The following is a 26,697-nucleotide window of genomic DNA, read 5'->3' as shown; positions in this document are numbered from 1 at the left end:
CCGAAGTAAAAAAGCCGACCCAAACACGGTCGTCATGATCATCGAGAGCAGCCCCAACAACCTCGACCTGCGCCAGGGCACGGATGCGCAGTCCGAACGCGTCGGCGGCGTAATCTTCGACGCTCTGGTAAAGAAAGACGAGCACTACAACCTCAGGCCCTGGCTCGCAACAGGCTGGGAGCAGCCCGACCCGCTTACACTCGTCATTCATCTCCGCGACGGAGTGCAGTTCCACGACGGCCGTCCGCTTGAAGCAGAAGACGTTGCATGGACGATTCGCAGCATGATCGACGGTACGCTGATTACGGCCAAAGGAGGCGCCTTCGCCTCTGTCGATCGCATCGATGTTCGCGGCCGGCTCACTCTCGTCATCCACCTGAAGCACCCCGACGCCGGCCTGCTCTTCAACATGAGCGATGGTCTGTTTGGGATTGTTCCGCGCGGCGCAGGGAAGGACTTTGGCCTGCATCCCATCGGCACCGGGCCGTTCCGCTTCATAAGCGCCGTACAGGACAAAGAGGTCATCGTTGCCCGCAACGACCATTATTGGGCCGGCCCGCCAAAGATCAATGGCGTCCGCTTCACCGTCGTTCCCGACACCATCACCAGTGCGCTCGAACTTCGCAAGGGATCAGCCGATCTCGCCAGCAACGTCCTTACGCTCGACATGATCCATACGCTTGAGCAGGCTCCCAACGTAAAGGTCGAATCCGGCCCCAGCTCGGTCGTCATCTACTCCAACTTCAACGTAAACGACCCTGTGTTGCGTGACCGTCGCGTTCGACAGGCGATAGCCTGCGCTATGGATAGACGGGCGATTGTCGATGCAATCTGGCGAGGACAGGCCGTGCTTGCGAATACGCTTCTGCCGCAAGGACATTGGGCCGCAGCGAGTGATACCGAGATGGCGCAATATCCGCATGACGTCGCGCGCGCCGAGCGGCTGCTCGATGAAGCAGGCTTTCATCCCGGAACAGACGGCATTAGATTGCGGTTGACGTTGAAGACCTCGACCGATGAGTCCACGCGTTTGATGGCCGCCGTGCTCCAGCAGCAACTTCGCGCCGCCGGCATACGACTCGATATCCGTTCCACCGAATTCGGTACCTTTTACGCCGATGTCACACACGGCGCATTCCAGATGTACGCACTGCGCTGGATCGGGTCCAACGAAGACCCTGACATCTTTCGATATACCTATGGCACCGGCTCTTTTCCGCCCAAGGGCGCCAATCGCGGACGCTACTCCAACCCGCGCGTCGACGCGCTGCTAACGGCCGCAGCCTCAGAAACCGACCAGGCGAAACGCCGCGAAGACTATGTCGAAGTACAGAAGATTCTCGCCATCGACCTGCCCGGAATTCCTCTCTGGTATCCCAACAACGAGGTGGTCCACTCGCGGCGAATCGACGGCGTCAAACCGGAGGCATCGGGCACCTTCGACTATCTGCGCCAGGTCACGGTGAGATAGTGCATTACGCTGCGCCAGCTACCATTCAGCCAGCTCTTCTTCCGTGAGCGGTATGGGCAACACCTTCCCTTCGGCACCTGACTGGAACGATGCCTCAAGAATCGCCATGGTTGCTACTGCATCCCGCGCCGTCACCGGCAACGGCTCGCCGTTCAATATGGCGTCGCGTATCGCGATATAGTAGCCAAGCTGGTTCGCGCGCGGCGAAGCCATCTCCGTCTTCGCGCCGGTCTCTCCACTGAACAGAAAGCTGGGTGACGGATCGAAACCAAAGTTCGGATTGTTCGGTGACATCCCCACCTTGAGCTGGTCTTCCTGCACATCTCCCCCCCACTTCGCCCAGCTCGCCTTCGTGCCATGCAGAACCGAGCGCGGCCCTCCGCCTGAGACCAGCAGCGACGCATGCAGCACGACGCGCATTCGATCGTAGAAGAGCTGGACATGCGCCCAGTCGTCCGTCCTGCCACCCTCGCGCAGAATGGCAAAGCTTCCGCTTACCGAGTGCGGCATGCCAAAGAGATACAGCGAAAGATCAATCAGGTGCGGTCCAAGATCGAACCACAGTCCCGCACCAGGTCCAGGGTCTTCTCTCCATCGCCTGCGAACGTTTGGACGAAACCTGTCCATGTGACACTCAAAGTGTGTCACCTCGCCCAGCGCACCCGACTGCAAAACGTCTCTCGCCGCAAGAATCTCGCTCTCCCACCGGCGATTGTGAAAGACGGAGAGAAGCCGCTTTTCTTCCTGAGCAACCTTCCTCAAAGACCGTGCCTCTTCGAGAGTCACGGTAAACGGCTTGTCGACAACAACATCTTTTCCAGCGCGTAAGGCAGCCAGCGCCAGTTGGTAATGACTCTCGTTCGGGCTGGCAATGACCACCAGGTCTACGTCCTTGCTCGTCGGGACGTCGTCTGGCTTGCAGATTCTGCTGTCCGGAAAGACCGCTCGCAACGCCTCACCCTGACTCGATCCAATAACGCTGAGTGCCATGCCAGGTACAGCCTGGATAAGTGGCGCATGGAATGTGCGTCCTACATAGCCATAACCGATCAGTCCAACACGGACAACTCTCTTCTGCTCCGATTCAGTAACGTTCATTCCTTACCCATAGAATTTAGTGAAACCTCGCTGGCTCAGAGTAAGTCTATCGGTCAAACAACTCTTTCTTCTGCGGGACGACGTACAAAAAGATACCGGCGAAGCCACCAAAAGTGATGCTCGTTGATGATCCCCTATTGCACGGGCTGTATTGGTCGCCTCCCAGGGATGCATTTTCGTTGAAAATACAATGTATAGGTACCGCATCGAGAGAATACCCCAATTAATACCCCCAGAAATTAGGCATAAATTACAGATCTCCTTAGCGCATGAGAAATAGCTTTGGCCCCGGGCTAATACGAACAGCCGCCACGATATGAACGCTGTAAATGGAGCGGCAGAATAGAAAGCTTGAATCTACCCTGCAATGTCGATCTATTTTTTCTTGCTGTGTACTCCGAGTATCTTTTCCGACCTGCCGCTGTATACGCACGATGACACCGCACAACGGCTATTTGCGAATAAGCTGCTGATTTCAGAATAGATACATTCGATTGGAGAAATGGCTGTCCGCTTGCAAAGTCATGTACTGCGAAACATCGGCATGAAGGATTGAACTGCGTCCGGAGTTCAGGGGATCGGCCTGTCCCTATGATCAGACCGCCCGACGGCGAACCTTCGTTCCTGCCGATGTTGCCAGGAGAGACTTCATGTTCGCTCGCCACCTTGCTCGAGTATTCTTGCCCCTCTGCCTTGCCTCCACACTGATCGGTTGCAGCACCTCAGGACTGGACTCCATTCAGGTTTCACCATCAAGCCAGTCGCTGGCGGTTGGTCAGACTGCTCAACTTAGCGTCATGGGCACCTATGGAAATGCGAAACACACTACGACACAAAGTGTGACAGCGGGATTGACATGGACGTCGAGCGCTTCTGCTGTGGCAACGGTAAATGCCTCTGGATTGGTAACAGCTGTGAGCGCCGGCACAACGACGGTCACGGCCAATGCAACGGCTTTCAATGGCCCCGTCAGTTCGAGCACAGTCATCACGGTTACAGGGTCAGGTGGAGGGTCAGCTGGGGGAAACATTGCTTCGATCACAATCATTCCTGGTTCTCAAGTAGTTTCATTGCCAACGCAGACCAGCCAGTTTATTGCCATAGGAACAACTGCTTCCGGCGGAACCGTAAATCTGACCAACCAGGTCATTTGGAGTTCCAGCAGCCCACAGATTGCGACCATCGGTACAACGACCGGACTTGCCACAGCGGTGAACAAGGGAGCGGACACCATTACGGCTCTCTACACTAATCCCACAGGTGGATCCGTAGTGACGGGGACAGCAACATTTACCGTAACGGGCGGGACAAGCCAGCAATTTACGTCACTGACCATCACACCAAACACACAGGCTCTGTCGGCATCCGGGCAGACCGGCCAATTCGTCGCGCTTGGAACGTCAGGCACCACCGGTCTGCAGCAGGATGTCACGGGCTCGACGCAGCTCAAATGGAGCTCCAGCATTCCATCTGTTGCTACCGTGAGTCCAACAGGTCTGGTAACGGGTGTGAGCGCAGGTAACACGACGATCACCGCGGTGCTGACGAACAGCGATGGCAGCGTGATCTCGAATACTGCAAACGTCGCGGTTTCGACGACACAGGCACCGGAGCCTTTGCTCTCGCTCACGATTATCCCAAGCGTGCTTTCCGTGGGTGATCTTCAGGACACGGGGCAGTTTCTTGCGATTGGAACGTTCTCAGTCCCACCTTATGTGAGAGACCTGACGAATGATCCTAGTGTGACCTGGATATCTTCCTTTCCCAGCGTCTTTCCGGTTAACACCAACTTAGCGGGCAATCAGGGAGCGACGGCCGGGATTGTCACTGCTTATGGGAACGGCAGCGCCGCCATTATTGCTAAAGCCAAAAACCCAGACGGTACGATACAAACTGCTACAGCAACCTTCAATTGTCCCTTGGTTCTGCCGAATCCTCCTACGACTCCGGGATCGTGCTTTCCCGGTTCGCAGACACCTGCTCTCTTATCGACTTTGACTGTCTACAACTTAGGTTCGAGCACTGGAAATTGGGTGGTGACGGCTCCGGCCGCTTCAGGTACTCCAGGCGTGATCCATTGCGGCCCCGGTTCAACATCAGGCGGCTCTGTCTGCGTGGCGACTTATCCGATCCTGTCGCCTGCGAACGTAGGCACCACTGTTGTCTTAACTGAGACCCACCCGAAAGGAGTCACGTTCGGTGGATGGTCCTACAACTGTACCGCCAATCCTGTCGTACCAGACCCGGTCGGGCCCAACACATGCACAGTCCATTTGACAGACACCAATACGAACGTCACCGTGGGAGCTATCTTCAACTAAGCGGTAACCTCACGCCAAGTCAGCGCCGTTTCCGCTGCTCAACCGGCCCCGGCTTCAGCCGGTTCGATGGATGCCACTGCATATACGTTGCAGCATGATCCCGCGGACGCTCTGCGTAAGAGCATCTACGTCCCGAGTTGTCATCCCTGCCGTCGCGATGGGTTGCCGACGATCACCTCAAGCCGCCGCGAGTCCAGGTAGGTTTGGATCGGCAGCAGCTCGTATGTCCCTGCCAGCATCACGGGCACAATCGGAATCTGCGCCTTGATGATCATGGACTCCCGCTCCCGCTACAAGCGGCTGTGGCAAGCCGATGACGAGAGCGAAAATATCGGGAACGAGCCCTCCCGGATGCGCGATAAAGGCTATTGCTTCACGTATAGCAACGGCTGCGAAGGTTTCTTTATTTTGTTCGGCGCAGTCGAAAGCCGAGATCACTTTGAGTCGTCGGAACCGGATGTTCTCTCGACTGCGGTGTCATCGCTTTTTAACTCCATCAAGCGGTTATTTTCATCAGCCCAGATTTGTCTGTAGTGGGTCTCCAGATAGGGCTCAATCACCTGTGAAGCTGGATCGGTCTGTACTGCTGACGGAAAAAGACGGCTGACGGCCGCATCTTGGAAGTGCGTATTCCAAACAACGTACTTTACTCGATGCCTTTGTAAAACTTGCAGAGTTTCTTTGAATTCTCGATTCTTGAAGTTTGCACAAGCTGAGAGCATTGCCGGAGAAGGATCGCATCCCATCGCCTCGGCAAAGTGGCCACCAGCGAGTCCAAGCAATTCACCACGTCCACATCCAACGTCAAGCCATCGCAACGAGGCTGCATCTACGCCAGCCCGCTTCAGGAGACGCTGCATAAGATCCCATTTTCTTTTGTGAAAGTGGAGTGGGTCCTTTGCAAAATAATCTCTTGCTGGATCAGTCAACAACTCGTCATAGTCTGAGGCATAGCGATCGAACTCAGGCTTATCTCTTGCATTTGACGGCTCGCGGTTGATCGCAGCGGCAGGCAGGCTCATGGGAAACCGTCACCCCCGCACTCGAGCGAGCGGTTCATACGAAGCGGGAATGCCCTCAACCAGACGAGGCCCCGTGAGTCCACCCGGCATTTCAACAGCTTCGACGCCTTCGAGGACGATAGCTCGTTCCGGAACACGTTGCGATGCGGAGATATTGCAAGTGCTCGTAACCACATACAAGGGCCGCTGTTTCGCTTCTTCATAGGTTCTGGCCAGGTAGTCTCCTATGCCGCCAAGCGCAAGCAGGATCATGCCTGAGAATATGCACTCCAACCCTACGACAGAGGCCCAGCCTGGGATAAGTGCTGACGTGAAGAGTGCCAGGTAGATGACATAGAACAGGTAGAGAAACCCACCGCAGCTAAGAAGGCACCCCGCTGCAATGCTGATACGCAGAGGCAAGGCTGAGAACGATGAGATCGCCGTGCAGGCAAAACGCAGCATCTTGAGGAGCGGATATTTTGTCTCTCCTGCCGCGCGGGCGTGGCGTTCAAACGGCAGCAGAACTTCTTTCATGCCAAGCCACGCCACCATGCCGCGCATATACCGGTGCTGCTCACGAAGCGAGCGGATCGCCTTCACAGCGCGGCGGCTGAAGAGCCGAAAGTCTCCTACGTCATTCGTTAGTTGCTGCTTCGAGAAAAGCGACAACGAACGATAGAACAATGTGGCAGTCCAACGCTTGAACATTGTCTCAGCCTGACGCGAGACTCTCTGCGGAGAGACTACGTCATATCCCTGCTCGTAAAGAGCAACCATACGCGGCAACAGCTCAGGCGGGTCTTGAAGATCTGCATCCATGACGATGACCGCATCTCCTTCGGCAAAGTCAAGCCCGGCAGTAACTGCCGCCTGATGGCCGAAGTTCCTCGTCAACCGAAGGACCTTGATACATGGATCGCATAATGCCGCACATGCAAGTATTTCGGGGGTCTCATCCCGGCTTCCATCATCGACAAAGATGACCTCCCATCTGAAGTCGCGCAACGAGTCGCGAAGACGCGGAAACAGAAGCGGCAGGGCTGCCGATTCATTGAAGACCGGAATGACAACGGAAAGAAACATAGGTTCGTCACGGCCAGACTATTGAGTTGTTTAGGAGGATGGGTATACCGATAGCATCGACATACGCATCCTCCTGACACCGGGATAGGTTCTTGGTTTCGACTTGGCCCTACAACGACGACTAGGTGTATTGACCCAGCTTGGTAGCGATATTCGTAAAGGCGGTGTTGATACCGGTTGCCAGAGTATTCATACCTGCGGTGGCAGCCAGGGCAACCAGAGCAACAACCAGCGCGTACTCGATAAGGTCCTGACCCTCTTCATTCTTCAGGACATCTTGAACCTTGAGCGAAAGCATCCACAACTTGTTCTTCATACAATCCCCCCTCTGGGTGTTTGTTCACATAAAGTTCCAGTCTCTGACTGGGTTGACTATTTCAAAGCAAATGGTGTGCCACTTTCGTAGCAGATATAACTGATTGAAAAAGACACCCTTATCTTTGCTGCGGCAAATAACCGGGTCTTAGATGTGAACTGGTGTATACAAAGCCTAGCGGGATGCTGCGATACGTATACAACCGATCGAATTCAACTGCATGCTATAGCTCCCCTTCAAGAGAATGACAGGTAAATTCCAGCTGATCGCCGTCCTTTGTTCCTGTTCTGCGCACAGAGCCCGCCGTCAGTTCAATCACGGAGTACGCAGAAAGGCAGGCCGAGAACCTTCGCGCAGGCACAGAGTGTCGAACCTTCCTTACACGCTTGTGACGGTCCACATAGACAATATCTATGGGAAATTGCATGCCAAAGGTGTGTACCGCCTCACATGGAACGATCCAGAGACCTTCTCCCTCGCCTAGAGTTGCGCGCCCGAGCAATCCTTTGCGGCGACTCGCCGCATCGCCGGCAACATCGACAAATCGTGCCAGCTCCGTCTGCCGAGTCCGATTGACGATGCTGCATTGCGCGCGCGCCTTGCCGCCGCGATGCATGGAAAGGAGTGCCGCAAACCAACGGGTAGCCGCCTTCATGCTTAGTCACTAATGCGCCGCAACAGAAGCGCCCATTCCAGAACTGCCTGCCATACCCGAGGAACCATATGAGTTGTCGATAACTAACGGTGTCTCCGGCTGCATGCTGCGCACCAGCTTCTCAACTGCAATGGTCTGCGGTGCTGCACTCTGCGCCGCCGGAGTTGCATTGACAGGGTTGCTCATCGGTGCAGCCGTGTTGGGCTCAAGGAATTTCTCCGGGAACTTCAGTTCTGGTGTTGCGGCGCCGGCGGGTATCGGGTTCACGATCTCCGGCGTGACCAGAACGATCAGTTCTGTGTTTGTGCGGTTGACATTCATGGACTGAAAGAACTTGCCCAGAATAGGAACATCGCCAATGTACGGCATCTTCGAGAGGTTCTTCGTCTCGCGGTTGTCGAGCAGACCGCCGATGACAAAACTCTGTCCTTGGCTCAGTTCAACCTCAGTATTAACCTTTCGCGTTGTCAGTGCGGGAATATTAAACCCGGAGATGGTTACTCCGTTGGAGGGATCAAGCGCGCTGACCTCCGGCGCTACCTGCAGGCGAATCGTCCCCCGAGGCGTAATCGTTGGAATAAAGTTCAGGCGAACGCCATACTCCTTGAACTGAATAGTGACAGCACCGGTCCCACCTCCGGTAACGCCCTGGACGACGGGGTAGGGGTACTGTCCTCCAGCAAGGAAACTGCCCTGTTTCCCATTTGCGGTCAGCAGATTTGGTTCCGCAAGAACCTGAAGTACACCGTTCGTCTGCAGCGCCTGGATGGTCGCTCCAAGATTGATATCGGGCCGAAACAGAAATATGTTCAACAGGCTCGTGACATTGAAGACAGACGTGGCGGAGGTGTTTCCATCGCTCGTTGTTGACGACGACGATGTGGTTAGCCCAGGAGGAGAGAACTGCTGGGTAGTCACCGATCCGATCGTATTTCCCGCTCCCGTGCTGAAGACATTCAAACCCAGCGACTTGCCGCGTGTGCGATCGATGCTTGCAAAACGAACCTTCAACAGAATCTGGGGCTCGGGCGGTGGAACATTGACATAAAGCAGATTGACGACCTTCCCGGCAGTTGACGCTATCTGTATGGCGCGGTCGGAGCTTTCGAGATCCTTCACGGTACCGCGCAGGAAGACATTCCCTCCTTCGGCAGAGACTCGTAACGGTTGTCCAGGCAACTCTGCCCGTAGCTCACGGCGCAGGGCATCGAGATGGTCTGCCGCGACAGAGTTGTTGGCATGAACCTTCACGTTGAAAAACTGCCGGCTACCTCCTTCCTGCCACACAATAAGAGTGGTCTCTCCCGGAGCCTTGCCGTTGATCATCACCTCAGCTCGACTGACGGCAGTCGCCTCGGCAACATCGGAAGAACCAATCGCCACTCGCTCCACCGGACGTGCTGAGTCAACCAGTACAGACTTGCCCACAGCTACCACTAGATCGTTGGCTGCATCTTGTACCAATGCCTGGGGAGAGGCGCTTGGTGTCTGGGCCTGAAGTGGAGACGCAATAAAGGCAGAACAGCACAACACACACATTGAACTCAACGAGATCCCCGTTTGCACTCGCACTTTATTTGTCCTCGCTCGAAACAAATTTTTCATCCGTCCGCTTCGATCCATTGAAGACCTGAACCAAATACACCCGGTCCGATCGCAGCGGAAGTGCGCGAGAGGCCGCACGGGCGGGCTTCGGGGCAGGAGGCGCTGTCTTTTCTCCGGTGAAGAGGTTCGCCACCGCCGTGCCAGGTGGCTGGGCGATCTGCGTGTCGAGTGGATTTCTCAATACGAGCTGAATGTGTGTTTGATTGCTGGCCAGACTCAGGTTTTCCGCCTGCTCCGGCGTCACCAGCAGGTTGACGACCTGCACTGACTTCGGCTTGCCCTCTTCGTCCTTCTGAATGTCTGTACCCGCCGACAGCACCTGGATATTCTGCAGCAGCGTACGGACCTTTGGACCTTCGGCAGCAGCATTGCTTCCTGGAGGGTTGCCCGTAATCAGTACGTCGACGCGTTGTCCCGGTGTGACGAAGCCAGCCAGGCCGACGACGTCGTCCACCTTAACCGCACAGGCCCTCATACCTGGGCTAATCGTCGCAGCGAGGCCGCCACCGGAACCGACTGCCGCCAGACGGTTGTCGAGGATTGGCTCGTTCTTATAGATATTCGAGATGACACCACGGCCGACAGCTTCCTTCGTGGTCCTTAACACACCCTTCGAAGGTTCTCCATTTACGTCGGAAAGCCTCAGGTCCTCTTCTTTAAGGATGCTGCCGATCTTAATATCATTGGCGGCAACCACAACCTGTGTCGTGCTCGGCCGCGAGCCCACGATGCGTTTGGCCAAGACGCGGTAGACCATGTAGCTGCACGCAGCAGCGATCACAAACGCACTGAGAAGAATGACCACCAGCCTTTTATTCATTGACGGACCTGTCGGAGTTGCTTCAAAGGGAGCAACTCTGCCTTCAGTGTGATCATTGGCAATTCTTGTGCCAAAACCCAATGAGGGGCTCTTCCTCATGAATCAGCAGTTTGAAGCGATCTCCCTTGCTCAAAGTGTGACCCGATGTTTACCACCGTCCCGGGATGTATAGCCCTGTTGACACATCCCATCTCCTCCCGCTGCATTTGCTTCGTTTACAGGCACTTCGGTTGGCCTTCGGATTGCACATCTTCCCTTCCAGACCGGCCAACGCTATCACCGGGCGGGAGTTCATGTTTGCCATGAAACCTTCCATCACGACCCTCTTCTCTGAAGAGCCACCCCGTCATACCGCTCCGTCTGCGCTAGCCGTCTCTTTTGTCGTGCACGTGATGGGATTTTTCCTGCTCTTCCTGGGCCTTCGGCACGTCCCTCAGATGAACGACCGGTTGGAGCAGGAGCGCTATACCGTACGTCTTTTAAAGGCTCCTCGTCCAGAGATGCCGAAGAAACAGATCGAGACGAGAGAGGCATACACGAGCCCATCATCGGCTGGAGCACCTCGCTTCGAGGCAGCAACCTCTGCCGAATCGGCATCCGGTTCCGCATCTGATCGTCTCCCTGCCGGAGCACCTTCGGCTCCAGCATCGTCACAACCTCAGCTCGCACAGCTTCCTGTTCGCTCACAGACATTGATTCAGCCGGATGCTCCGCCTGATGTCCAACTCCTGCAGCCCATTCCAATTCCGGTCGCGGTAATCTGGTCGCCGGTCAATCTGCCGACAAAGACCATCGTTGCACCGCCACCACAGGAGATCACGGTTGCGGATTTGCGGCCGGCGGTCATTAAGCCAAACCGCGAACCGAAGCTGGCCGACGTGAACATCTCCTCGACCCGTTTCCCTTCCTCCGTTCCTGTTATCGCGGGCTCGACCTCTCCGGTGGTTGTGCGCGGTCCGGAAGCCCCGAAGCAGGTGCCGACGACATCGTCTGCGGAGATAGCGGAGCCAACGCCTGCGCGTGTGATCTCGCTCTCCTCGCTGCGGGCTACAGGAGATGTTGTCATTCCACTGGCGAACCAGAGCGCTCAGGGAGGAACATCGCAGATGCTTGCGCCTACGCGGCCAGACGCTTCGGCGGGTTCGGGGTCGGGTGGTGCGGCAAAGCTGGGGTCGGGCAAAACCGGAGATCAGGGTGTAGGGGCTGGCGCAGGCGCGAAAGGTCAAGCTGGGAATGATGGAGGAGATACTGCCGGAGCAGGCTCGGGTCAGGGTGGCCAATGGGGAACAGGATCACGGACCGATCGTGCCGGGGGGACAGGGCAGGGGTTGGGAAGTGGTTATGAGGGTTCGGTGACGCATCTCACCATGCCGAAAGACGGGCAGTTTGGCGTCGTCGTGGTTGGCTCATCGGTTACCGACGAATATCCAGAGGTTGTGGACGTCTGGCATGGCCGGCTGGTGTATACGGTGTATCTGCATGTAGGAACGGGCAAGAACTGGATCATGCAGTACACGGTGCCAGCCAGCGAGGAGGCAGCGACAGGCGGAACAGTGATAAAGCCAGAGGCGCCGTGGCCGTACGATATTCTGCGGCCACATCTGCCGGAGAACGACTATACCGCCGATGCGCTGATCGTTCATGGCTTCGTGAATCTGGCCGGGCGGTTCGAGCGGCTCGGCCTCGTCTTTCCGCAGGGCTTCACGCAGGCGAAGTTCCTGCTGGATTCGCTGATGCAGTGGAAGTTCCGGCCTGCGAGGCAGGGCACCAAGCTATCGATGGTTGAGGTGCTGCTGATTATTCCCGCGGAGCAGTGACCCCCCCGTATTATTTCGTGCAAAGTATTCAAAAGATTAGGGTTAGGGCTGGGCCTATTTTGCAAAGTATTACATCGAAAGGAGTTAAGTATCAAAATATAGAAAATAAAGGGGTTAGTGGTAACCCTCACTTTCGATCGAGGGGTTAGAGTAATGGCTTCGCTAAACGAGTTTTTGGGGTCTTATTTAAGTTTATCGATTTGCGGGAACTGATCGGCGGTTTTGTGAGATTTTTTATTTGCTTTGATTCGTGCCGGTTAGTTTGGATCTTGGGTGAAGCGGGGCTTGACAAGAATTTCTTGTGGAAATATCTCCGGTTGCATTGGCGCGATAGTTCTATCGTTCCGGCTGGCCTTCAACTCATACCTACGACAGTGGAAGCCCAATCATGCCGCTGCGCGTCATGATTGGGGCACCTGTGAAGGCCTGTCCTACTTATGAGGAGAGATAGAACGGGCTTTCAGTCCTTCAGGTCTCTTGACTCACATACCGTGGGGCGATGCCCAGGCTGGTATAGCGCGAACCTTCGATCCGCTGTTCGGCTCCTTCAAGCCTTTGGTGCGCTGCTCGGCTCCTTCGATGACAGCAGCCTGTTGAGCTTTTTTACAGGCATCCGGCTAACAAAACAGGACTTCCGCTGGAAGGCTCAATTGACCAGGGCTATCTGATTGACGGTATAAGCCGGCGTGGAGTTGAGGTTCATGGTAATGGATCCATTTCCCCCGAGAGCGAGGACACCGACGATGATCTCACCTTGAATGGTAGTGCCGCTGCCGGAGCCGCCGGATAGATCGAGCTCCTGATATTGGCTGGACGTCATGGTGGTGTTGTTGAGGTAAATCGTTCCCTGAAGCTGCATCGCACCTCCACCGCCTATCTGGTGCGGGTTCTTTGATGGCGTATTGTTCCCCTGCGAGTTACGGTCCTGAAAGAGAAGGATGCCCTTATAAGGGGAGGTGGTGGGAGCACCGACAAGATTGATCGTTCCGTTGGCGGTGAGGTTGAAGGCCCCGGCGGCGGCAGGACTGCCACTGCCTGTGCTGTAGAACATGACATTTCCAGTCCACCCTGTACCTGTGGTGGTATCAGTAAACCCCGTCGCCATCTGCATATTGCAGTTGCTGTGGCAGTAAAGCGCGGCGCCTTTGGCAGAGCCACTGGTGGCTGGGCCATTGATGTAGTAGATCCCGGGCTGCATCAGCGCAGTTGTGCCGCTAATAGCGATGCCTCCGTTGTACACGCCGGGCTTCCAGAGAGTACAACCTGCCGAGCCAGCCGATGTGGGGCAGGTACCTCCTCCGGGTACGGTTGCCCCGGCAACATACTTGGTTGTGGGTGGGGTAATCGTAGGCCAGCCCGTAGGAATTGGCGGACCTGGCTCGGCGACGCTAGCGAGTGGGTCCTTAATCGGCGAAGCTTTGGTTACATAGGAGCCGTTACCTACGGTGAAGGTGCCGAAGGGTTCGGAGGATGGGCCTCCAGTGGCACCAAAATCTGCGCCAGCACCGGTCGTACAGTTGCCTGGATCGGGCGGCCCGGCATGTGAAAGATTGATCGTGGCCTTGGCTCCATTGGATGTACTGGCAGTGGAACTGGTGGAGTTGACCTGGACGCTGCGGTGCGGCCCCCCGCAGATGGTGACGGCAGGGTTGCCGCTCATGGAGAAGGCACCGGAGAGAGTCGGATGAGTAACAAGAATGGGAATGGGAGAAGCGACGGAGACGATCGCGGCAGTCGCAGTGGCCTTGACGGTGGAGACCGAAGCACCACCGCCGACTATCCCGAGCATGCGCAGGATGGTCGTTTTGACCTGACGGGAGACAGTGACACGGAGGAGATTAGCAGGAACTCCGGAGGCGAGAGAGACCCCGGGTGCCGTCGAGGGATAGTCGATGGTGACTGTATCGCTTGCGGAAGTTCCAAAGCCATTTTTGCTGACGTAGGCGCAGGGAGTGCGGGCATCGGTCGTGCCGCAGGTAAACGTCGTGAGAGGAAACGCGGTTCCTCCAGTGCTGTAGGTTCCGTCGAAGATACTCATGATGCCGGCGATCGCGCCGGAATCAGCGGCAGCCTGAGCCATCTGACGCTGGGCGTAGAGGTGTGAACCGTCGATGCCAAGTCCAATTGCTCCTATGAGGAAGAAGCTGGCTGCTACAGCCACGAGAACGATTGCCTGTCCGTCGTCGTCTTTCCATCGCATACAGAGACTCCTTCAAAACATAATGACGCCTTCACTGGTGCTGCCCATGGTGGGCCCGAAGAGAGCGGAGAAGAACGGAACGATGGCGTCGTAGGGATAGGTAACTTTTACAGTGACCGGCTGTCCCGGACCGTTAAGTGGAGTTCCGGAGCCGGGATAGCTGACCGTGATGGTAAGTCTGGTGGTATCGAGGAGACCGGCGCCGGCGAAGTTTTTGACGACGGTTTCGACCTGTGTGGTGCTGCCCGGGCCACTGGGGCCGGTGGAGCCGGCGCCTGTCCTGTAGTAGCCGTGGACGATGGCGTAACGCGCCCCGGCGCGCGATGCGTTGGCGATGGTGGTGTAGACGATAACCATTCTCGACAACTCAACCACGCCGAACAGGACCATGATGAACATAAAGCTGATGAGGCTGAATTCAACGAGAGCACTGCCTTCGTCGCGGCGGAGGCGCAGCCGCGATCCAAAAGAGCGAGTTGGAATGAGGGCTGTCAATACATGGACCTCACGACGGCTCGACGATGGATCGTGGTTGGAGGCATGGTGGCGTAGAGATTGAGCTTGGCAAATTTGAACGATGCAGGAATGAACGGCTTGTAGGTGTAGGTGACGTCGACGCTGACGAGGTTGTAGGACGACGGCTCAGGGTCAGACGGGACCGAGGTGCAGGTTCCCAGCTTTGCGGTTACGGTACCACTGTTGTTTATGCAGAGATTGATGACGGCGCTGGGGTTGTTGGGCAATGAGGCGAGATCGGCAGTGACGGCGTTCTGGATTTGAGTTGCGGTCGCTGTACCGGGAGCACCAGCGGATGCACCGCCAAGCGCCATATAGTCTGCGCCGGCGCGTGCAGCATTGGAAACAGTAATCCAGGCGAAGAAGAAGCCGGCGAAGTTGATCAGATTAACGATGAGGATGAACAGAAGCGGTAGCATCAAAACATACTCCATAAGTGCCTGGCCACCATTGGAGCGGAGTTTTTTGAAGTAGCGCATGATGGCTTTTCTGTCAGCCTGAGACAGAAACGTATCGCGGGCTGCCGAGAAGATGGAGCCGCCCGAATCGAATTGCGCCTGATAGGCGTCGGCGCTAAGTTTCTTCATGAAGCGATAAATCGTTTTTTCGTCTACACCGGACGAGAAGGTGTCGCGGACCTCCATGGGAGCAGATGTGGTGGCGAGCAACGCCAGAGCAACACCATCTTTATCTGAACGGATGACCTGACCTTTGACCATGATGGCTCGATCGGGATCATTCATCGATGCCCCGGCACGCTGAAGCGAGAGCATGACAAGAGTGCCGGGATACCAGCGGTCTTCGGTTAGAAGGAAGATTCCTGCCGAACTGATATCGCGGGCGCTGTGCCCTGTAGGCACATCACCATTCCAATAGTGAACGACGAGCTCGTAGGGTATGCTTCGCTCGGCTTTGCGCCGTTCACTTGACACCAATTTGTCCAGCCACGCTGACATCTTTATCCTCTGCCTCCTCCAGAAGAATTGCGTTCACTCGATCCGCTCATCTCATACATCGAACTCACCTTAAGCCGCTGCTCCATCTCCTCAGGCCGGCAGATGACGAGCTGGTCGCCAGCCTGCGTGTGCGAGGAGTAGATGGTGTGCGTCGGCAATTCGAGGACGCTTTCCGCATGGGCCTTGAACGGACCTATGCGAAAGGAAGGAAGGTATTCGACGAGATGGATGACGTGGTGGTTTTCATCGAGATAGATCAAATCCAAAGGGAAAAGCAATCCGAATGTGTGAACTCCCTGAGATGGGACAACCCAGAGGCCTTCGTCTGACCTGAGCCTGAATTTCCCAATCAGCCCTTTGAGGCGCGAAAAGATTGTGTCCGCAGCCTTTACATTGAGGCTGAGAAAGCATTCGCGCGTTAGATTGTAGACGCAATAAGTTTTCATCTGTGTCACTTAGCCCTCCGGCCGTGGCATGCTAATCTGCCTGGCCTTTTTGCTGAACGAATCGAACATCTTCGCAAAACGTGTGGCCCGCTGCGGTGGCCTGTTGGGCAACGGACGAGCGCTGTCCGTCGCGAGATGACGAGGTGTCCGAACAGACGGTCCGCCGCCTGTCCGGCACTCATCGGAGATGATGCCGAAACCTAGCGAACCCTGGTGCGGCGACGGTAGATAAGAAAGAACAGGACAATAACGAAGAGCACACCAGCAACGACCCGAATCATTGTTACGCTATCCACGATGAATCTCCTTTTGAGTTAGAGGTACTTTTTGAACGACTCCGACATGATGATGAGCGCCGGACCCAGGGTTACGAGAAACAGTGAAGGAAAGATACACAGGACGAGCGGAAAGACCAGTTTGACCGTGGTCTTCGCAGCGGCCTCTTCCACTCTTTGCCTGCGCTGTACACGAAGCGTATCCGAATGAACGCGCAGCGTCTTGGCGACACTTGTACCGAGCTGCTCGGATTGCACCAGCACGGAAACGAGGTTGCGAACGCTGTCGACATCGGTACGTTCGGCGAACTGCTTCCAGGCGTCGGTACGGGCACGGCCAGCATGCTGCTCAAGGACGACGATGCCAAGCTCGTCGGCGAGTTCCGGGTGCGCGAAACGAAGTTCTTCTGCGGTGCGAGAGGTTGCCTGATCAAGGCTGAGGCCAGCTTCGATGCAGATAACGAGCAGATCGAGGACGTCAGGGAGACCGCGACGAATCCTGCCTTGCCGGGTGGAGATGCGATGGCCCAGCCAGAAGTCGGGGATAAGGAAGCCTAGCCCCAGAGCCACTACTCCCATAAAGAACGGGCTGTCGTGTGCAATTCCAGTGGAGAAGACCAGAAAGGTGAGCGCAAGAGGCGTAAGAACCTTGGCTCCATAAAAGAGATCAATTGCGGAGTCGTTGCGATAGCCTGCGCGAATGAGCCGCTTCTGTATGATGGAGACTTCAGACTGGCTTTTGGGCAGAACGCGTTCCAGGTGGCCAACGATGCCGCCGAGCGAGGAACCCGTCATTCGTAGCGTCGTTCGCAGATCGCGTGTCTCCTTTCCTCGCGAGGTGACCTCGGAGAGACGCTGGAGCATGGCTTCCCGGTAGAACAACAGGAGGCCGCCGCTAGCGATCAGGAGGAAGACAACGCCAAATGTAATGAGTGCAAAACCCATAGTTCACCTTTAAACATCCATGTTGACGATCTTCCGAATGATGAAAGCGCCGACGATAGTCATAATTGCAGAAGCTAGAAGCAGTTTTTGACCGATATCCCGGGTCCAGAGCAGACTCATTGTGGCCGGGCTAATAAGGTACAGAGCAAGACCAAGCAACGGAGGAAGGAAAGAAAGTATCCATCCCGTAAGCCGGCCCTGCGCGGTGTGCACGCGCACCTGCTGCCTCAATCGGAACCGTTCGCGAATAAGATAGGAAGCTTTGTCGAGCACTTCGGCAAGATTGCCTCCACTCTCTTTTTGGATCAGGATTGCCGTAGAAACAATCTTCAGGTCCTGAAGTGGCACTCGATCGACGAGATTGTCGAGCGCAGTTCTAAGCTCGAGTCCATAATTTTGTTCATCGAAGCAGATGCGAAACTCACCTGCGATGGGTTCGGGAGATTCGTAAGCGACCAGTCTGATAGCTGTCACGAGACTGTGCCCCGCACGAAGAGCGCTCACCATCAAGTCAAGAGATTCCGGCAGCTCGCGCTCAATCTGGGAAAAACGTGAACGGCGCTTGTGCAGCACGAAGGCCAGCGGACCCATGGCAGTGAGCACGCCGATCAGCAATGCGAGCGGAAACACCCTTGTCCGCAGATAAATCAGATAAGCGGGAAAGGCGAAGCAGGCGAGCGACATCAATGCCAATGCTCCGGCAGTCCATCTCAGTCCAGACTGATAAATCAGCGTGTGAAGGCGCGGAGCCAGCTTCCCGCGGGTCAGCCAGCGATTGAGCCAAGGCAGAGCGCTAAGCAGCTCAGTCTTACGGATATCGACAATCGCGTCGTGGGTGCCACTCCTTCGACTGACTAACGCTGCATCAAGATTCGCCATCGCCTGTTCGGCCTGCCTGGAGGCTCCGGAATCACCAGCCAGCATGAGAAGGGTGAACACAGCAAAGACACTCAAGAACACTAGCGCAATGATGATGAGCATGTTCGCATACCTCCTTTCCTAGCTGACCTCAAGTGTTTGTTCAAACAAAGCAGGCGAGAGCATAATTCCGGAAACCTTCAGCCGTTCGAGAAATTTTGGTCTTATTCGTGTCGGCTGGAAGACGCCGACGACTTTACCATCAGGTCCGACACCCTTTCGCTGGAACGTGAAGATGTCCTGCATACTGATGATGTTTTCTTCCATTCCAGTGATCTCAGTGATACTGACAACCTTGCGTGTGCCATCGCTCAGACGCGAGACCTGGACAACAATGGCGATGGCCGAAGCGATTTGCTGTCGCACGCTCTTCTCCGGCAGATTGAGGTTACTCATTGCAACCATCGATTCAAGGCGAGTGAGAGCGTCACGCGGAGTATTCGCGTGAATTGTGGTCATGGATCCCTCGTGGCCGGTGTTCATCGCCTGAAGCATGTCGAAGGCTTCCTCGCCGCGCACCTCACCGATGATGATGCGGTCCGGCCGCATGCGCAGGCTGTTAATGAGCAGTTGGCGCTGGCGTATCGCTCCCTGCCCTTCGACGTTAGGCGGCCGTGTTTCCAGACGTACGAGATTTTCGAGAGCAAGCTGCAGTTCGGCAGCGTCTTCGATCGTAACGATCCGTTCGTTCCTCGGGACATACTGCGACAGGATATTCAGGAAGGTGGTCTTGCCGGCACCTGTTCCCCCTGAGATGAGAATGCTGATGCGTGCTCGCACAGCGGCAGCAAGCATCTCCATCATCTCCGGGGAGATACTCTTGAGCTCAACCAGTTGGTTGGAGCCTAAAGGGCCGGTTCCGAAACGGCGGATGGATAAAGCCGGACCGTCAAGCGCAAGTGGAGGGATGATGGCGTTAACGCGCGAGCCATCGGGCAGACGAGCATCAACCATCGGCGACGATTCATCGACACGACGACCAACGCGAGAGACGATGCGGTCAATAATCTGCATCAGATGGCGGTCGTCACGAAATGCCGTGTCTACCTTCTTGAGGACACCGCGACGCTCGATAAAGACGCTATTCCTGCCGTTGACGAGAATGTCAGAGATGCTTTTGTCCGCCAGCAGCGGCTCCAGCGGGCCAAAGCCAAAGACCTCATCGAGGAGATCATTCTCAATCCTCGATTGATCGGCGAGACTCAGAGGAACCCTTGAAGCCTGGATGATCTCATTGACCATACTGGCGACACCGGATCGGGCCTGGGACGTGTTGATCCGCGAGAGCTTCTCGAGATCCAGCTTCGAGATCAGCGTTCGATGTATGTCCGATTTGAATTTATCCAGATCCAGTTGATCCACAAAATCACACCCTTCTCTAAGGCTGCATCCTTATCCGAACAGTCCGAACCTCTTCTTCCGTTCCGGCTCAGGTGTTGCGCCGGTAGCGGCCTTCGCCATCTGCTGAATGACGCGTGTTACTGCGGAATCCTTCGACACCACTGGAGTTGCGGTGTTTCTTGCGTTGCGAACAGCGTTGTAATCGCTGGGTATCTTCCAATTGGCTCGCATCGTCAATGCCTTGTTGATGCTGTCCTCGTCAATGAGCGCCATGCGCGGTGCATAACGATTAAGTACGACCTCGATGCTGGCACCGCTGTCCCTGAGCAGCTCAGAGATCAGCCGGTTGGAGTTGCGAAGCTCAGAGACGCCTACCTGCGTAATCAGATAGACAGCAGTTCCCTGCTGAAACAAAACCTTGTCAGTTCCTCCGAACCGCGACCCTGCATCGACAACAACATAGCTATAGTTTTGCTTGGCGACAGAGAGCAGCTTGTCGACGGCTTCCCCGGTAACTTCAACATCGGTGTATTGATCCGGGCCCGCCAGGACTGAGAGACCACATGGATGCTTGGCAAGTAACCGAGAGAGATAGTTGAAATCCAGGCGACTGGCGTTCTCCAGCGCGTTGGCCACAGAGTATTCTGCATGGATACCGAGCTCGATCGCTGCATCACCGAGCGGCAGATTGAGATCGATCAGCAATGTACTTCCGGTGTTCTCCTGAGCAAGCGCAACAGCAAAGTTACTGGCGACGGTGGTGACACCAGAGCCACCCTTTGCCCCGACGAAGACAAACATTTTGCCGTCAACTTTTTTGGGGGGACGGGTAGTGGGTCGGCGAACCGCAGCGCGTATGAGCGCTTCAGCGATAGTATTCGGAGTTAAAGGAGAGGTGAGAAACTCGCGTGCACCGGCGCGCATACAGCGAACCAGCATCTCCGGATAAACATGTTCGGAGTAGACCATGACAGTCGCATCGCTATCGCGGCAGATGTTTTCGACCAAGTCGAGAGCATGCTCGGGGTCGCTATCGAGCTCGATGATGATGACGTCGTAGCTCAATTCGATCAATCTTGAGAGATCGTCGATGCCAGGATAAAGATCGAATTCACGCGTCGTGCTGCCGTGCAGTCCGGCCAAGGCGGACGATATCCGGTGGCGGTGCGACTCCCTGGGCGCGATCAATGCGATCGAGATAATGTTGCTTCCCAGAGCATCCGGGTCCTTGGTAGATGTTGACATCACAACTTTCTGGCTCCCTGCCGCTACTACTGTTTCGGGTTGAAGTGAAGTTGACATGGCCCCTGCGATATCTCTAGGTTGAAAAGAATGAAATCAACGTCCCGATAGCAATCGCGGGCACGTAAGGCATCTTGCGCGATCGCGGGTTCTCCAGGACAAACTCGGGATGCGGGCGAAATCCTCGCCCCTTCCACCCGAATAGAAGGTCTCCCGTACCACTGAACATTTCGCCGACAAACCCTCCCTTGATGGCCCAGCAGACCGCGATGACGGCACCGGCAATTCCTGTTAGCACAAGGGCAAGAAGCATCTGCGAAGGGCCAATCCAGACACCAATAGCTGCGCAGAGCTTGACGTCGCCCATCCCCATGCCACCCATCAAGGCAAGAAACCCGAAGAAAGCTGCTCCGACCGCCAGCCCGGCGAGGCTTGTCATGAGACCGTGCATGCCATGAAGCCAGATCGAAGCAGCAAAGCCAGCAACCAGATATGGGAGTACAACAACATTTGGAACACGCCGGGTACGCAGGTCGGTCCACGTTACGACCGCTAGAACAATGAGCGTTGACCACCAGGCGACGGAGTGCATACAGCTTTCCCCACAACGAATGATTTAGGCAGCTCTATTTCCACGCTGAATGGTGCAATTTGCTGTCCAAATCCCGAATGTTCACGACGATTTGAAATCAGCGACTTACGGTGCCGGTATGGGAATGGCTTATTGGAGGAGTGTTCACGTTTGTATACACACTCCCAGGCTCTGAGTGAAGGGGAGGATACACGGTTGGTTTTGAGGCTTGCGTTGTTGCGGGGAACAGGAGAGGCAACAGCGTGATTGGGCCACTAACGAAGTTATAGCGACCTTTACGCCTTACTTCGAGACTCTGCTCCGGAAGTATCTGCTTCACTTTGTTCAAGTAGGCCACGTAATCTCCATCGCCGGACGGCAGAGGGAAGAAGACGAATCGCCGGTAGCGCTTCTGCGGGAGCTCACTCAACAGGTGTGTCTCCCGATTTTCCAGGGAGAAGATTCTCGACCCTTCGGGAAAATGGACCTCCGGATACTCGATCGTTTGGTAGTCCGGCAGATAGTAACCGGCATGACGATATCCCAGGAAGTGCGAGTCAAACCCGACGACGAGGGTATCGTCGGGAGAAGCGATAAGAGGAAGCGCCGCCGTAGCTTCTTGTAGCTGCGCTTCAAACTGCCGGACCGAGCGATAGGAACAATAAAGCGGCGAGGCAAGAAAAATAAGAGTGTTGAGAGTGGCGCAGACCGCTACCAGTGTTCGTCTGGCCAGAACCGACAATATGCTATCTCGATACCAATCGGCAATCCAGCGGCCAAGCCAGATGCTTGCAGGAGGCAGCAACAACAACAGGTATCCGCTGTTAACAAATTTGAGAAAGACGAATGTATAGAAACAGAGGGCAGGAGCAATCCAGACCAAGGTGAAGTGAGTCTTCCCCTTGCCGGCGGTGGACTTTTGCTGAAGTGTCCTCACAAGGATAAGTGACGGGGTGCCGCATATCAGAATGCCGATGAAAAGGACAACGCATGCGCGCGCGATCGTATTTGCCGGTGAAGAGTTGAAGACCGTGCCCTTAGAGGGAACAGTCTTCCAAAGTGTGAGCAGGGCCTCGAAGTAAGCGTGGAAGCCACCGCTCAGGATGATCATCGGAATAAACCAAGCGAGCAATGCGGCGACGAGTATCGCCGCGGCGATTAGCTTTTGCCTGAAAGGAAACTTTCGAAGTGAGTAAAGGTAAAGCGGACCGAGAAACATCAAAGACGATGGGCGAGCGCCTGCCGAGATACCGAGTGTGATTGCGGCAGGCACGATCGCCGTCATGTTTTCGCGATTGATTCGCCAGCAGAGGTAAGCAACAGATACTGAAAAAAAGGCTTCGACGCCGTAAGTTAGCGCTACAATCCCGTGGAACCACCCCAATGGTGAGAAGAAAAACACCAGGCTTGCGAAACGTGCCTCCATTAAGCCAAACCAATTAGAAGCGAACCGGTAAATCACTGCTATCGCGGCACAACTCGCGGCAATACTCACGAGAACGAGCGCAAGATTGGCGTCGTGAACGAAGAGGTTTATTAAACGAGCGAGACAGATGTATAGAAAGTACCCGGGAGGATGAGGTTGGTGTGTTTGAGGGGAAAAATGCTCGATTCCCAAGGCAAAATTGATGGAGTCGAGGTCATACAGCCAGTGGCTGCGAAGTGCAAAACGGCTCACTGCAACGCCAGCTACAAACAGTAATGGCTCAAACTTCCACGGCCTGATCATAACCGTTTAGCGTGCAATTAATAGCCCATTCGAGTTAGTGGATGCTGGTTGGTGGTATCTCACCCAGGGTCAACCGTTAGAGGCATCCAACCCATGTATTCCACCTGCTTCAGGAAGGTAACGAAGAAGCGAGTTACCACAGTTTTCTCGACATAGCCTCAAACTTCGGCTCAGAATGCAACTACTTTTCGATGATTAAACGGCTAAATAAGTTGGATAAGCCGCAGACATCGTAAATTATTTACCTCCCCGGTAGCAGCACTCCGAAGTTTGGGGGATGGATTGATGATTCGACTTGGCCTTTGTTCAGAAGACCGTGCTCTGCAGCCACTTCTTTCTTCTGCTCTCGGTAAGGATTTTGAAGTTACTCTTGTCGCGAGCAAGAATCTGACAGACGAGAACTTATCGTCTGGCATCTGTGATGTGCTGCTACTGGACATCGATTCCCCAGAGAACATAAATAGACGAACCGAAGACCTAATGGATCGGTGCGTCGCTTCGCAAATACCTGTTGTCATTATGGCCAGTGACGTACTTCGTTCTACTGCTGTTGAACTTGTCCGGAAAGGCGCCTATGGATATTGCCGGCGTCCACCTTCTATCCGGGAGCTTAAAACGATGCTTATTCGTGCGTATGAGAGTTTATCGTTGCGGCGTAAGTTGCTTCACGTGCAGCAATTGCAGGAAGCGCCAATCATTGGGAACAAAATGATTGGTTCAAGCCCGCAGATGCAACAGATATATGATCTGATGCGCCGCGTCACAAATATCAATGCCTCGGTGCTGGTGACTGGTGAAACCGGAACGGGCAAGGAATTGATTGCGAACGGCATTCATTGCATGGGCCTACGGGCCGACCGCCCTTTCGTTGCTGTCAGTTGCGGTGCAATACCCGAGAGTCTGATCGAAGCTGAGCTTTTCGGTCATGAGAAAGGCGCATTTACGGGCACGGTCGGTTCGCGCATTGGCTACCTGGAGCAGGCCGGAGATGGAACTCTGTTCCTTGATGAGATCGGTGAGCTGAGCCTGCTGACACAGGTAAAGCTCCTGCGAGTCCTGCAACAAAGAGAGTTCTGCCGCCTGGGAAGTAACAGGCTGATTCCGCTTCGCGCGCGCGTGATCTTGGCGACCCACCAGAATCTTGCGGACAGGGTGGCTCAAGGAACATTTCGGCAAGATCTCTACTACCGCATCAACGTAATGAGGATTGATGCTCTTGCTCTGAGGGAACATCCCGAGGACGTTCCGCAGATTGCTCGTCACTTTCTTAAAACCTACGCCGCGATGTATCAGATACCTGTGGTCGAGATACATGTCGATGCAATCGCGGCGCTTCAAAGCTACTCGTGGCCTGGCAATGTACGCGAGCTTGAAAACGTGATTCAACGAGCGATTATTATCGCTACCAGCGACACCATCCGGTTAGAGGATCTTCCTCCAAATATTCAGGAGGAGAGCGCTGTTATCAGTATCGATGATTATCAGCCAGGCGGATCGTTTGAGCGGCAACTCCGCGAATACAAGGTCAAGCTTGCTACCAATGCACTCCGGGACCACCACGGGAACAAAACTCTGGCAGCGCGCAGCCTGAACATCTCACGCGCGTATTTACACAGACTGATACGTGTGGCTGATCCGGAGATACTGGAAGGACTTCCTATAGAAAAGGGCGCAGAGACGGAGAGTGCGTGAATACCGCATCCATTGCGGCCACACCGGCTGACAGTCGGATATGGATTCGGTCCTTGCGAATGATCTTCTCCTTTCCTGCCATGCTGGCGGGACTCCTGACGGCCCTGGCGGTACTTACGGTGCGTGATCGCTTCGCCGATCCGGATATGTGGTGGCATCTGAAAACGGGCCAGGTCATATGGACGACACACTCTATCCCCACTACAGACATCTTTTCTTACACAACCGGGCATCATGCGTATGTTCCACATGAGTGGTTGTCGCAGTGTTTGATCTACGCTGGTTACAGATTCGGCGGCAATAGCGGCCTGATGCTCTGGCTATGCGTGCTTACTTCAGTGCTGCTAGTGGCGGGATACGGCCTGTGCTGGCTGTATTCGCAAAATGCGAAGGTTGCTTTCGTAGGAGCTCTGACGATCTGGCTGTTTGCAACAATTGGGTTGGCAGTACGTCCCCAGATGATCGGCTATCTTCTGCTTATTGTCGAACTCCTGCTCATTCAACTGGGAAAAACCCGTAATCCGCGATGGTTTTGGGGCCTGCCGCCACTGTTCGCTCTCTGGGTGAACTGTCATGGATCATTTTTTGTCGGGCTTGTAACCGCAGGCGCAATTCTTCTGTGCTCGTTCTTCAATTTCGAACAGGGCCTTGTAGCGTCGCAGCGCTGGGAGCCGCATATCAGACGAACATTTGAATGGGCGTTAGTTCTCGCTATTGCAGCCCTGTTCATAAATCCCGTTGGCCTAAAGCAAGTGCTCTATCCGATTGATACTATGTTGCACCAGCCAGTAGGACTCAGCGCATCGAGCGAGTGGCAACCTCTTCAGTTCGGCGATGGTCGCTCCTTAGCATTTCTAGCCGTCACTGTGGGCATCCTGCTGTTGGCGGTCCTTCGTTACAGGAGCTTATATTGTCAGGAGCTTTTCCTGCTGGCAATGGGAGCACAGTTGGCCGCGAGCCATCGGAGAATGCTGTTCGTCTTTGGAATTCTGACAGCGCCTACGCTTACACGGTTGCTATCCGATACATGGGAGACCTATCACCCCGACCAGGACAAGCCCCTGCCGAATGCCATTTTTATAGCGGCATCGGCACTCGTTGTGTTTCTTGCTTTTCCTGGCAGACAGACACTGGCAAGCCAGATAGAACATCAAAGCCCCGTGAAAGCCGTCATGTTTTTGGCGGCTCACCAAGTCTCCGGCAATATGTTGAATGAGTATGTCTACGGCGGATACCTTATCTGGGCTGCGCCAGAGCATCCGGTCTTTGTAGATGGGCGAGCTGATGTCTTCGAGCAGACTGGAGTCTTGAGCGATTACGGCAGCTGGGCAACTCTGCAAAGTAACCCGACTGATCTTCTCTACAAATATAAGATCGATTTCTGTCTATTATCGCGAGAGTCTCCCATGGCAAGAGTCATGTCATTGCTCAATTGGAAGACGATCTATTCAGATGAGTATTCCATCATTCTTGTGCGAGACAAAGGCCCAATGTCGTTCTGAGAAATTGTCTCATTGATCTAAATACATTATTTAGACTGGTTGCCTCCCAGGGATTCGAACCCCGATTGATCGGTTCAGAGCCGACTGTCCTACCATTGAACGAGGAGGCAACGGATTTGAGCGGGAGCCGCAGAAAATCACTGCCGACATCCACTCTTTCGAGTGTACGGGTTA

At 55.0% G+C, this 26,697-nt stretch carries 22 protein-coding genes and 1 tRNA gene; 5 read left to right on the top strand and 18 right to left on the bottom strand.

Going from position 1 to position 26,697, the window contains the following annotated elements:
• The first annotated feature begins 34 nt into the window (after positions 1 to 34).
• On the top strand, positions 35 to 1,471 hold the full coding sequence (locus JSS95_02615; GenBank protein ID MBS1798698.1) for an ABC transporter substrate-binding protein: 1,437 nt from the start codon (positions 35 to 37) through the stop codon (positions 1,469 to 1,471).
• Between the two features lie 18 nt (positions 1,472 to 1,489).
• Here JSS95_02615 and JSS95_02610 read toward each other — a convergent pair whose 3' ends face one another.
• Positions 1,490 to 2,569: an oxidoreductase gene (locus JSS95_02610; GenBank protein ID MBS1798697.1), complete on the bottom strand. Its 1,080-nt coding sequence runs from the start codon at positions 2,567 to 2,569 to the stop codon at positions 1,490 to 1,492.
• Between the two features lie 650 nt (positions 2,570 to 3,219).
• Between JSS95_02610 and JSS95_02605 the strand changes: the two genes are divergently transcribed.
• Entirely contained in the window at positions 3,220 to 4,890 is a 1,671-nt protein-coding gene (locus JSS95_02605) for an Ig-like domain-containing protein (protein ID MBS1798696.1), read from the top strand.
• 434 nt (positions 4,891 to 5,324) lie between these two features.
• Here the strand turns inward: JSS95_02605 and JSS95_02600 are convergent, their stop codons facing one another.
• The 6 genes from JSS95_02600 to cpaB form a co-directional block, all read right to left on the bottom strand.
• On the bottom strand, positions 5,325 to 5,912 hold the full coding sequence (locus JSS95_02600) for a methyltransferase domain-containing protein (GenBank protein ID MBS1798695.1): 588 nt from the start codon (positions 5,910 to 5,912) through the stop codon (positions 5,325 to 5,327).
• Positions 5,913 to 5,921: 9 nt separating this feature from the next.
• Positions 5,922 to 6,977: a glycosyltransferase family 2 protein gene (locus JSS95_02595; GenBank protein ID MBS1798694.1), complete on the bottom strand. Its 1,056-nt coding sequence runs from the start codon at positions 6,975 to 6,977 to the stop codon at positions 5,922 to 5,924.
• A gap of 121 nt (positions 6,978 to 7,098) precedes the next feature.
• The gene (locus JSS95_02590) at positions 7,099 to 7,293 is read right to left on the bottom strand and encodes a Flp family type IVb pilin (GenBank protein ID MBS1798693.1); all 195 of its coding nucleotides are present in this window, start codon (positions 7,291 to 7,293) and stop codon (positions 7,099 to 7,101) included.
• A gap of 223 nt (positions 7,294 to 7,516) precedes the next feature.
• Positions 7,517 to 7,948, bottom strand: coding sequence for a DUF192 domain-containing protein (locus JSS95_02585; GenBank protein MBS1798692.1), 432 nt, complete (start codon positions 7,946 to 7,948; stop codon positions 7,517 to 7,519).
• Between the two features lie 9 nt (positions 7,949 to 7,957).
• The gene (locus tag JSS95_02580; GenBank protein MBS1798691.1) at positions 7,958 to 9,487 is read right to left on the bottom strand and encodes a pilus assembly protein N-terminal domain-containing protein; all 1,530 of its coding nucleotides are present in this window, start codon (positions 9,485 to 9,487) and stop codon (positions 7,958 to 7,960) included.
• A gap of 34 nt (positions 9,488 to 9,521) precedes the next feature.
• A complete protein-coding gene (gene cpaB / locus JSS95_02575) occupies positions 9,522 to 10,373 on the bottom strand; it encodes a Flp pilus assembly protein CpaB (protein ID MBS1798690.1) in 852 nt (283 codons plus the stop codon).
• 302 nt (positions 10,374 to 10,675) lie between these two features.
• Between cpaB and JSS95_02570 the strand changes: the two genes are divergently transcribed.
• On the top strand, positions 10,676 to 12,190 hold the full coding sequence (locus JSS95_02570; protein MBS1798689.1) for a hypothetical protein: 1,515 nt from the start codon (positions 10,676 to 10,678) through the stop codon (positions 12,188 to 12,190).
• A 646-nt stretch (positions 12,191 to 12,836) separates the two neighbouring features.
• Here JSS95_02570 and JSS95_02565 read toward each other — a convergent pair.
• The 10 genes from JSS95_02565 to JSS95_02520 all read right to left on the bottom strand — a co-directional run bounded on the left by JSS95_02565 (position 12,837) and on the right by JSS95_02520 (position 23,329).
• Positions 12,837 to 14,390, bottom strand: coding sequence for a hypothetical protein (locus JSS95_02565; protein MBS1798688.1), 1,554 nt, complete (start codon positions 14,388 to 14,390; stop codon positions 12,837 to 12,839).
• A 12-nt stretch (positions 14,391 to 14,402) separates the two neighbouring features.
• Entirely contained in the window at positions 14,403 to 14,885 is a 483-nt protein-coding gene (locus tag JSS95_02560) for a pilus assembly protein (GenBank protein ID MBS1798687.1), read from the bottom strand.
• Positions 14,882 to 15,862, bottom strand: coding sequence for a pilus assembly protein (locus JSS95_02555; protein ID MBS1798686.1), 981 nt, complete (start codon positions 15,860 to 15,862; stop codon positions 14,882 to 14,884). Before JSS95_02555 ends, JSS95_02560 begins: the two co-directional genes overlap by 4 nt.
• Positions 15,863 to 15,864: 2 nt before the next feature.
• Entirely contained in the window at positions 15,865 to 16,308 is a 444-nt protein-coding gene (locus tag JSS95_02550; protein ID MBS1798685.1) for a DUF192 domain-containing protein, read from the bottom strand.
• 314 nt (positions 16,309 to 16,622) lie between these two features.
• Entirely contained in the window at positions 16,623 to 17,528 is a 906-nt protein-coding gene (locus JSS95_02545) for a type II secretion system F family protein (GenBank protein MBS1798684.1), read from the bottom strand.
• 9 nt (positions 17,529 to 17,537) lie between these two features.
• On the bottom strand, positions 17,538 to 18,509 hold the full coding sequence (locus JSS95_02540; GenBank protein ID MBS1798683.1) for a type II secretion system F family protein: 972 nt from the start codon (positions 18,507 to 18,509) through the stop codon (positions 17,538 to 17,540).
• An 18-nt stretch (positions 18,510 to 18,527) separates the two neighbouring features.
• Entirely contained in the window at positions 18,528 to 19,808 is a 1,281-nt protein-coding gene (locus JSS95_02535) for a CpaF family protein (protein ID MBS1798682.1), read from the bottom strand.
• A gap of 30 nt (positions 19,809 to 19,838) precedes the next feature.
• Positions 19,839 to 21,032, bottom strand: coding sequence for a hypothetical protein (locus tag JSS95_02530; GenBank protein MBS1798681.1), 1,194 nt, complete (start codon positions 21,030 to 21,032; stop codon positions 19,839 to 19,841).
• 73 nt (positions 21,033 to 21,105) lie between these two features.
• Complete coding sequence (locus JSS95_02525; protein MBS1798680.1) at positions 21,106 to 21,621, bottom strand: prepilin peptidase; 516 nt, start codon at positions 21,619 to 21,621, stop codon at positions 21,106 to 21,108.
• 97 nt (positions 21,622 to 21,718) lie between these two features.
• Complete coding sequence (locus JSS95_02520) at positions 21,719 to 23,329, bottom strand: DUF2723 domain-containing protein (protein MBS1798679.1); 1,611 nt, start codon at positions 23,327 to 23,329, stop codon at positions 21,719 to 21,721.
• Positions 23,330 to 23,614: 285 nt separating this feature from the next.
• On the opposite strand from JSS95_02520, the gene JSS95_02515 reads away from it, so the two are divergent.
• Entirely contained in the window at positions 23,615 to 25,021 is a 1,407-nt protein-coding gene (locus JSS95_02515) for a sigma-54-dependent Fis family transcriptional regulator (protein MBS1798678.1), read from the top strand.
• A gap of 59 nt (positions 25,022 to 25,080) precedes the next feature.
• Entirely contained in the window at positions 25,081 to 26,523 is a 1,443-nt protein-coding gene (locus tag JSS95_02510; protein MBS1798677.1) for a hypothetical protein, read from the top strand.
• A 36-nt stretch (positions 26,524 to 26,559) separates the two neighbouring features.
• On the opposite strand, the gene JSS95_02505 is transcribed toward JSS95_02510, so the two are convergent.
• A tRNA-Gln gene (locus JSS95_02505) sits at positions 26,560 to 26,633 on the bottom strand.
• Between the last annotated feature and the right edge of the window lie 64 nt (positions 26,634 to 26,697).

It is taken from the genome of Acidobacteriota bacterium, assembly GCA_018268895.1.
In the GTDB taxonomy this organism is placed as follows: Bacteria; Acidobacteriota; Terriglobia; order Terriglobales; family Acidobacteriaceae; genus Edaphobacter.
This window is presented reverse-complemented; position numbering and strand designations above follow the sequence as displayed.

Excerpts from the sequence above, each read along its gene's own strand:
- JSS95_02615 (MBS1798698.1), top strand. The coding sequence starts at position 35 with ATGATCATCGAGAGCAGCCCCAACAACCTCGACCTGCGCCAGGGCACG.
- JSS95_02610 (MBS1798697.1), bottom strand. The coding sequence starts at position 2,569 with ATGAACGTTACTGAATCGGAGCAGAAGAGAGTTGTCCGTGTTGGACTG.
- JSS95_02605 (MBS1798696.1), top strand. The coding sequence starts at position 3,220 with ATGTTCGCTCGCCACCTTGCTCGAGTATTCTTGCCCCTCTGCCTTGCC.
- JSS95_02600 (MBS1798695.1), bottom strand. The coding sequence starts at position 5,912 with ATGAGCCTGCCTGCCGCTGCGATCAACCGCGAGCCGTCAAATGCAAGA.
- JSS95_02595 (MBS1798694.1), bottom strand. The coding sequence starts at position 6,977 with ATGTTTCTTTCCGTTGTCATTCCGGTCTTCAATGAATCGGCAGCCCTG.
- JSS95_02590 (MBS1798693.1), bottom strand. The coding sequence starts at position 7,293 with ATGAAGAACAAGTTGTGGATGCTTTCGCTCAAGGTTCAAGATGTCCTG.
- JSS95_02585 (MBS1798692.1), bottom strand. The coding sequence starts at position 7,948 with ATGAAGGCGGCTACCCGTTGGTTTGCGGCACTCCTTTCCATGCATCGC.
- JSS95_02580 (MBS1798691.1), bottom strand. The coding sequence starts at position 9,487 with ATGTGTGTGTTGTGCTGTTCTGCCTTTATTGCGTCTCCACTTCAGGCC.
- cpaB (MBS1798690.1), bottom strand. The coding sequence starts at position 10,373 with ATGAATAAAAGGCTGGTGGTCATTCTTCTCAGTGCGTTTGTGATCGCT.
- JSS95_02570 (MBS1798689.1), top strand. The coding sequence starts at position 10,676 with ATGAAACCTTCCATCACGACCCTCTTCTCTGAAGAGCCACCCCGTCAT.
- JSS95_02565 (MBS1798688.1), bottom strand. The coding sequence starts at position 14,390 with ATGCGATGGAAAGACGACGACGGACAGGCAATCGTTCTCGTGGCTGTA.
- JSS95_02555 (MBS1798686.1), bottom strand. The coding sequence starts at position 15,862 with ATGTCAGCGTGGCTGGACAAATTGGTGTCAAGTGAACGGCGCAAAGCC.
- JSS95_02550 (MBS1798685.1), bottom strand. The coding sequence starts at position 16,308 with ATGAAAACTTATTGCGTCTACAATCTAACGCGCGAATGCTTTCTCAGC.
- JSS95_02545 (MBS1798684.1), bottom strand. The coding sequence starts at position 17,528 with ATGGGTTTTGCACTCATTACATTTGGCGTTGTCTTCCTCCTGATCGCT.
- JSS95_02540 (MBS1798683.1), bottom strand. The coding sequence starts at position 18,509 with ATGCTCATCATCATTGCGCTAGTGTTCTTGAGTGTCTTTGCTGTGTTC.
- JSS95_02530 (MBS1798681.1), bottom strand. The coding sequence starts at position 21,032 with ATGTCAACATCTACCAAGGACCCGGATGCTCTGGGAAGCAACATTATC.
- JSS95_02525 (MBS1798680.1), bottom strand. The coding sequence starts at position 21,621 with ATGCACTCCGTCGCCTGGTGGTCAACGCTCATTGTTCTAGCGGTCGTA.
- JSS95_02520 (MBS1798679.1), bottom strand. The coding sequence starts at position 23,329 with ATGATCAGGCCGTGGAAGTTTGAGCCATTACTGTTTGTAGCTGGCGTT.
- JSS95_02515 (MBS1798678.1), top strand. The coding sequence starts at position 23,615 with ATGATTCGACTTGGCCTTTGTTCAGAAGACCGTGCTCTGCAGCCACTT.
- JSS95_02510 (MBS1798677.1), top strand. The coding sequence starts at position 25,081 with ATGATCTTCTCCTTTCCTGCCATGCTGGCGGGACTCCTGACGGCCCTG.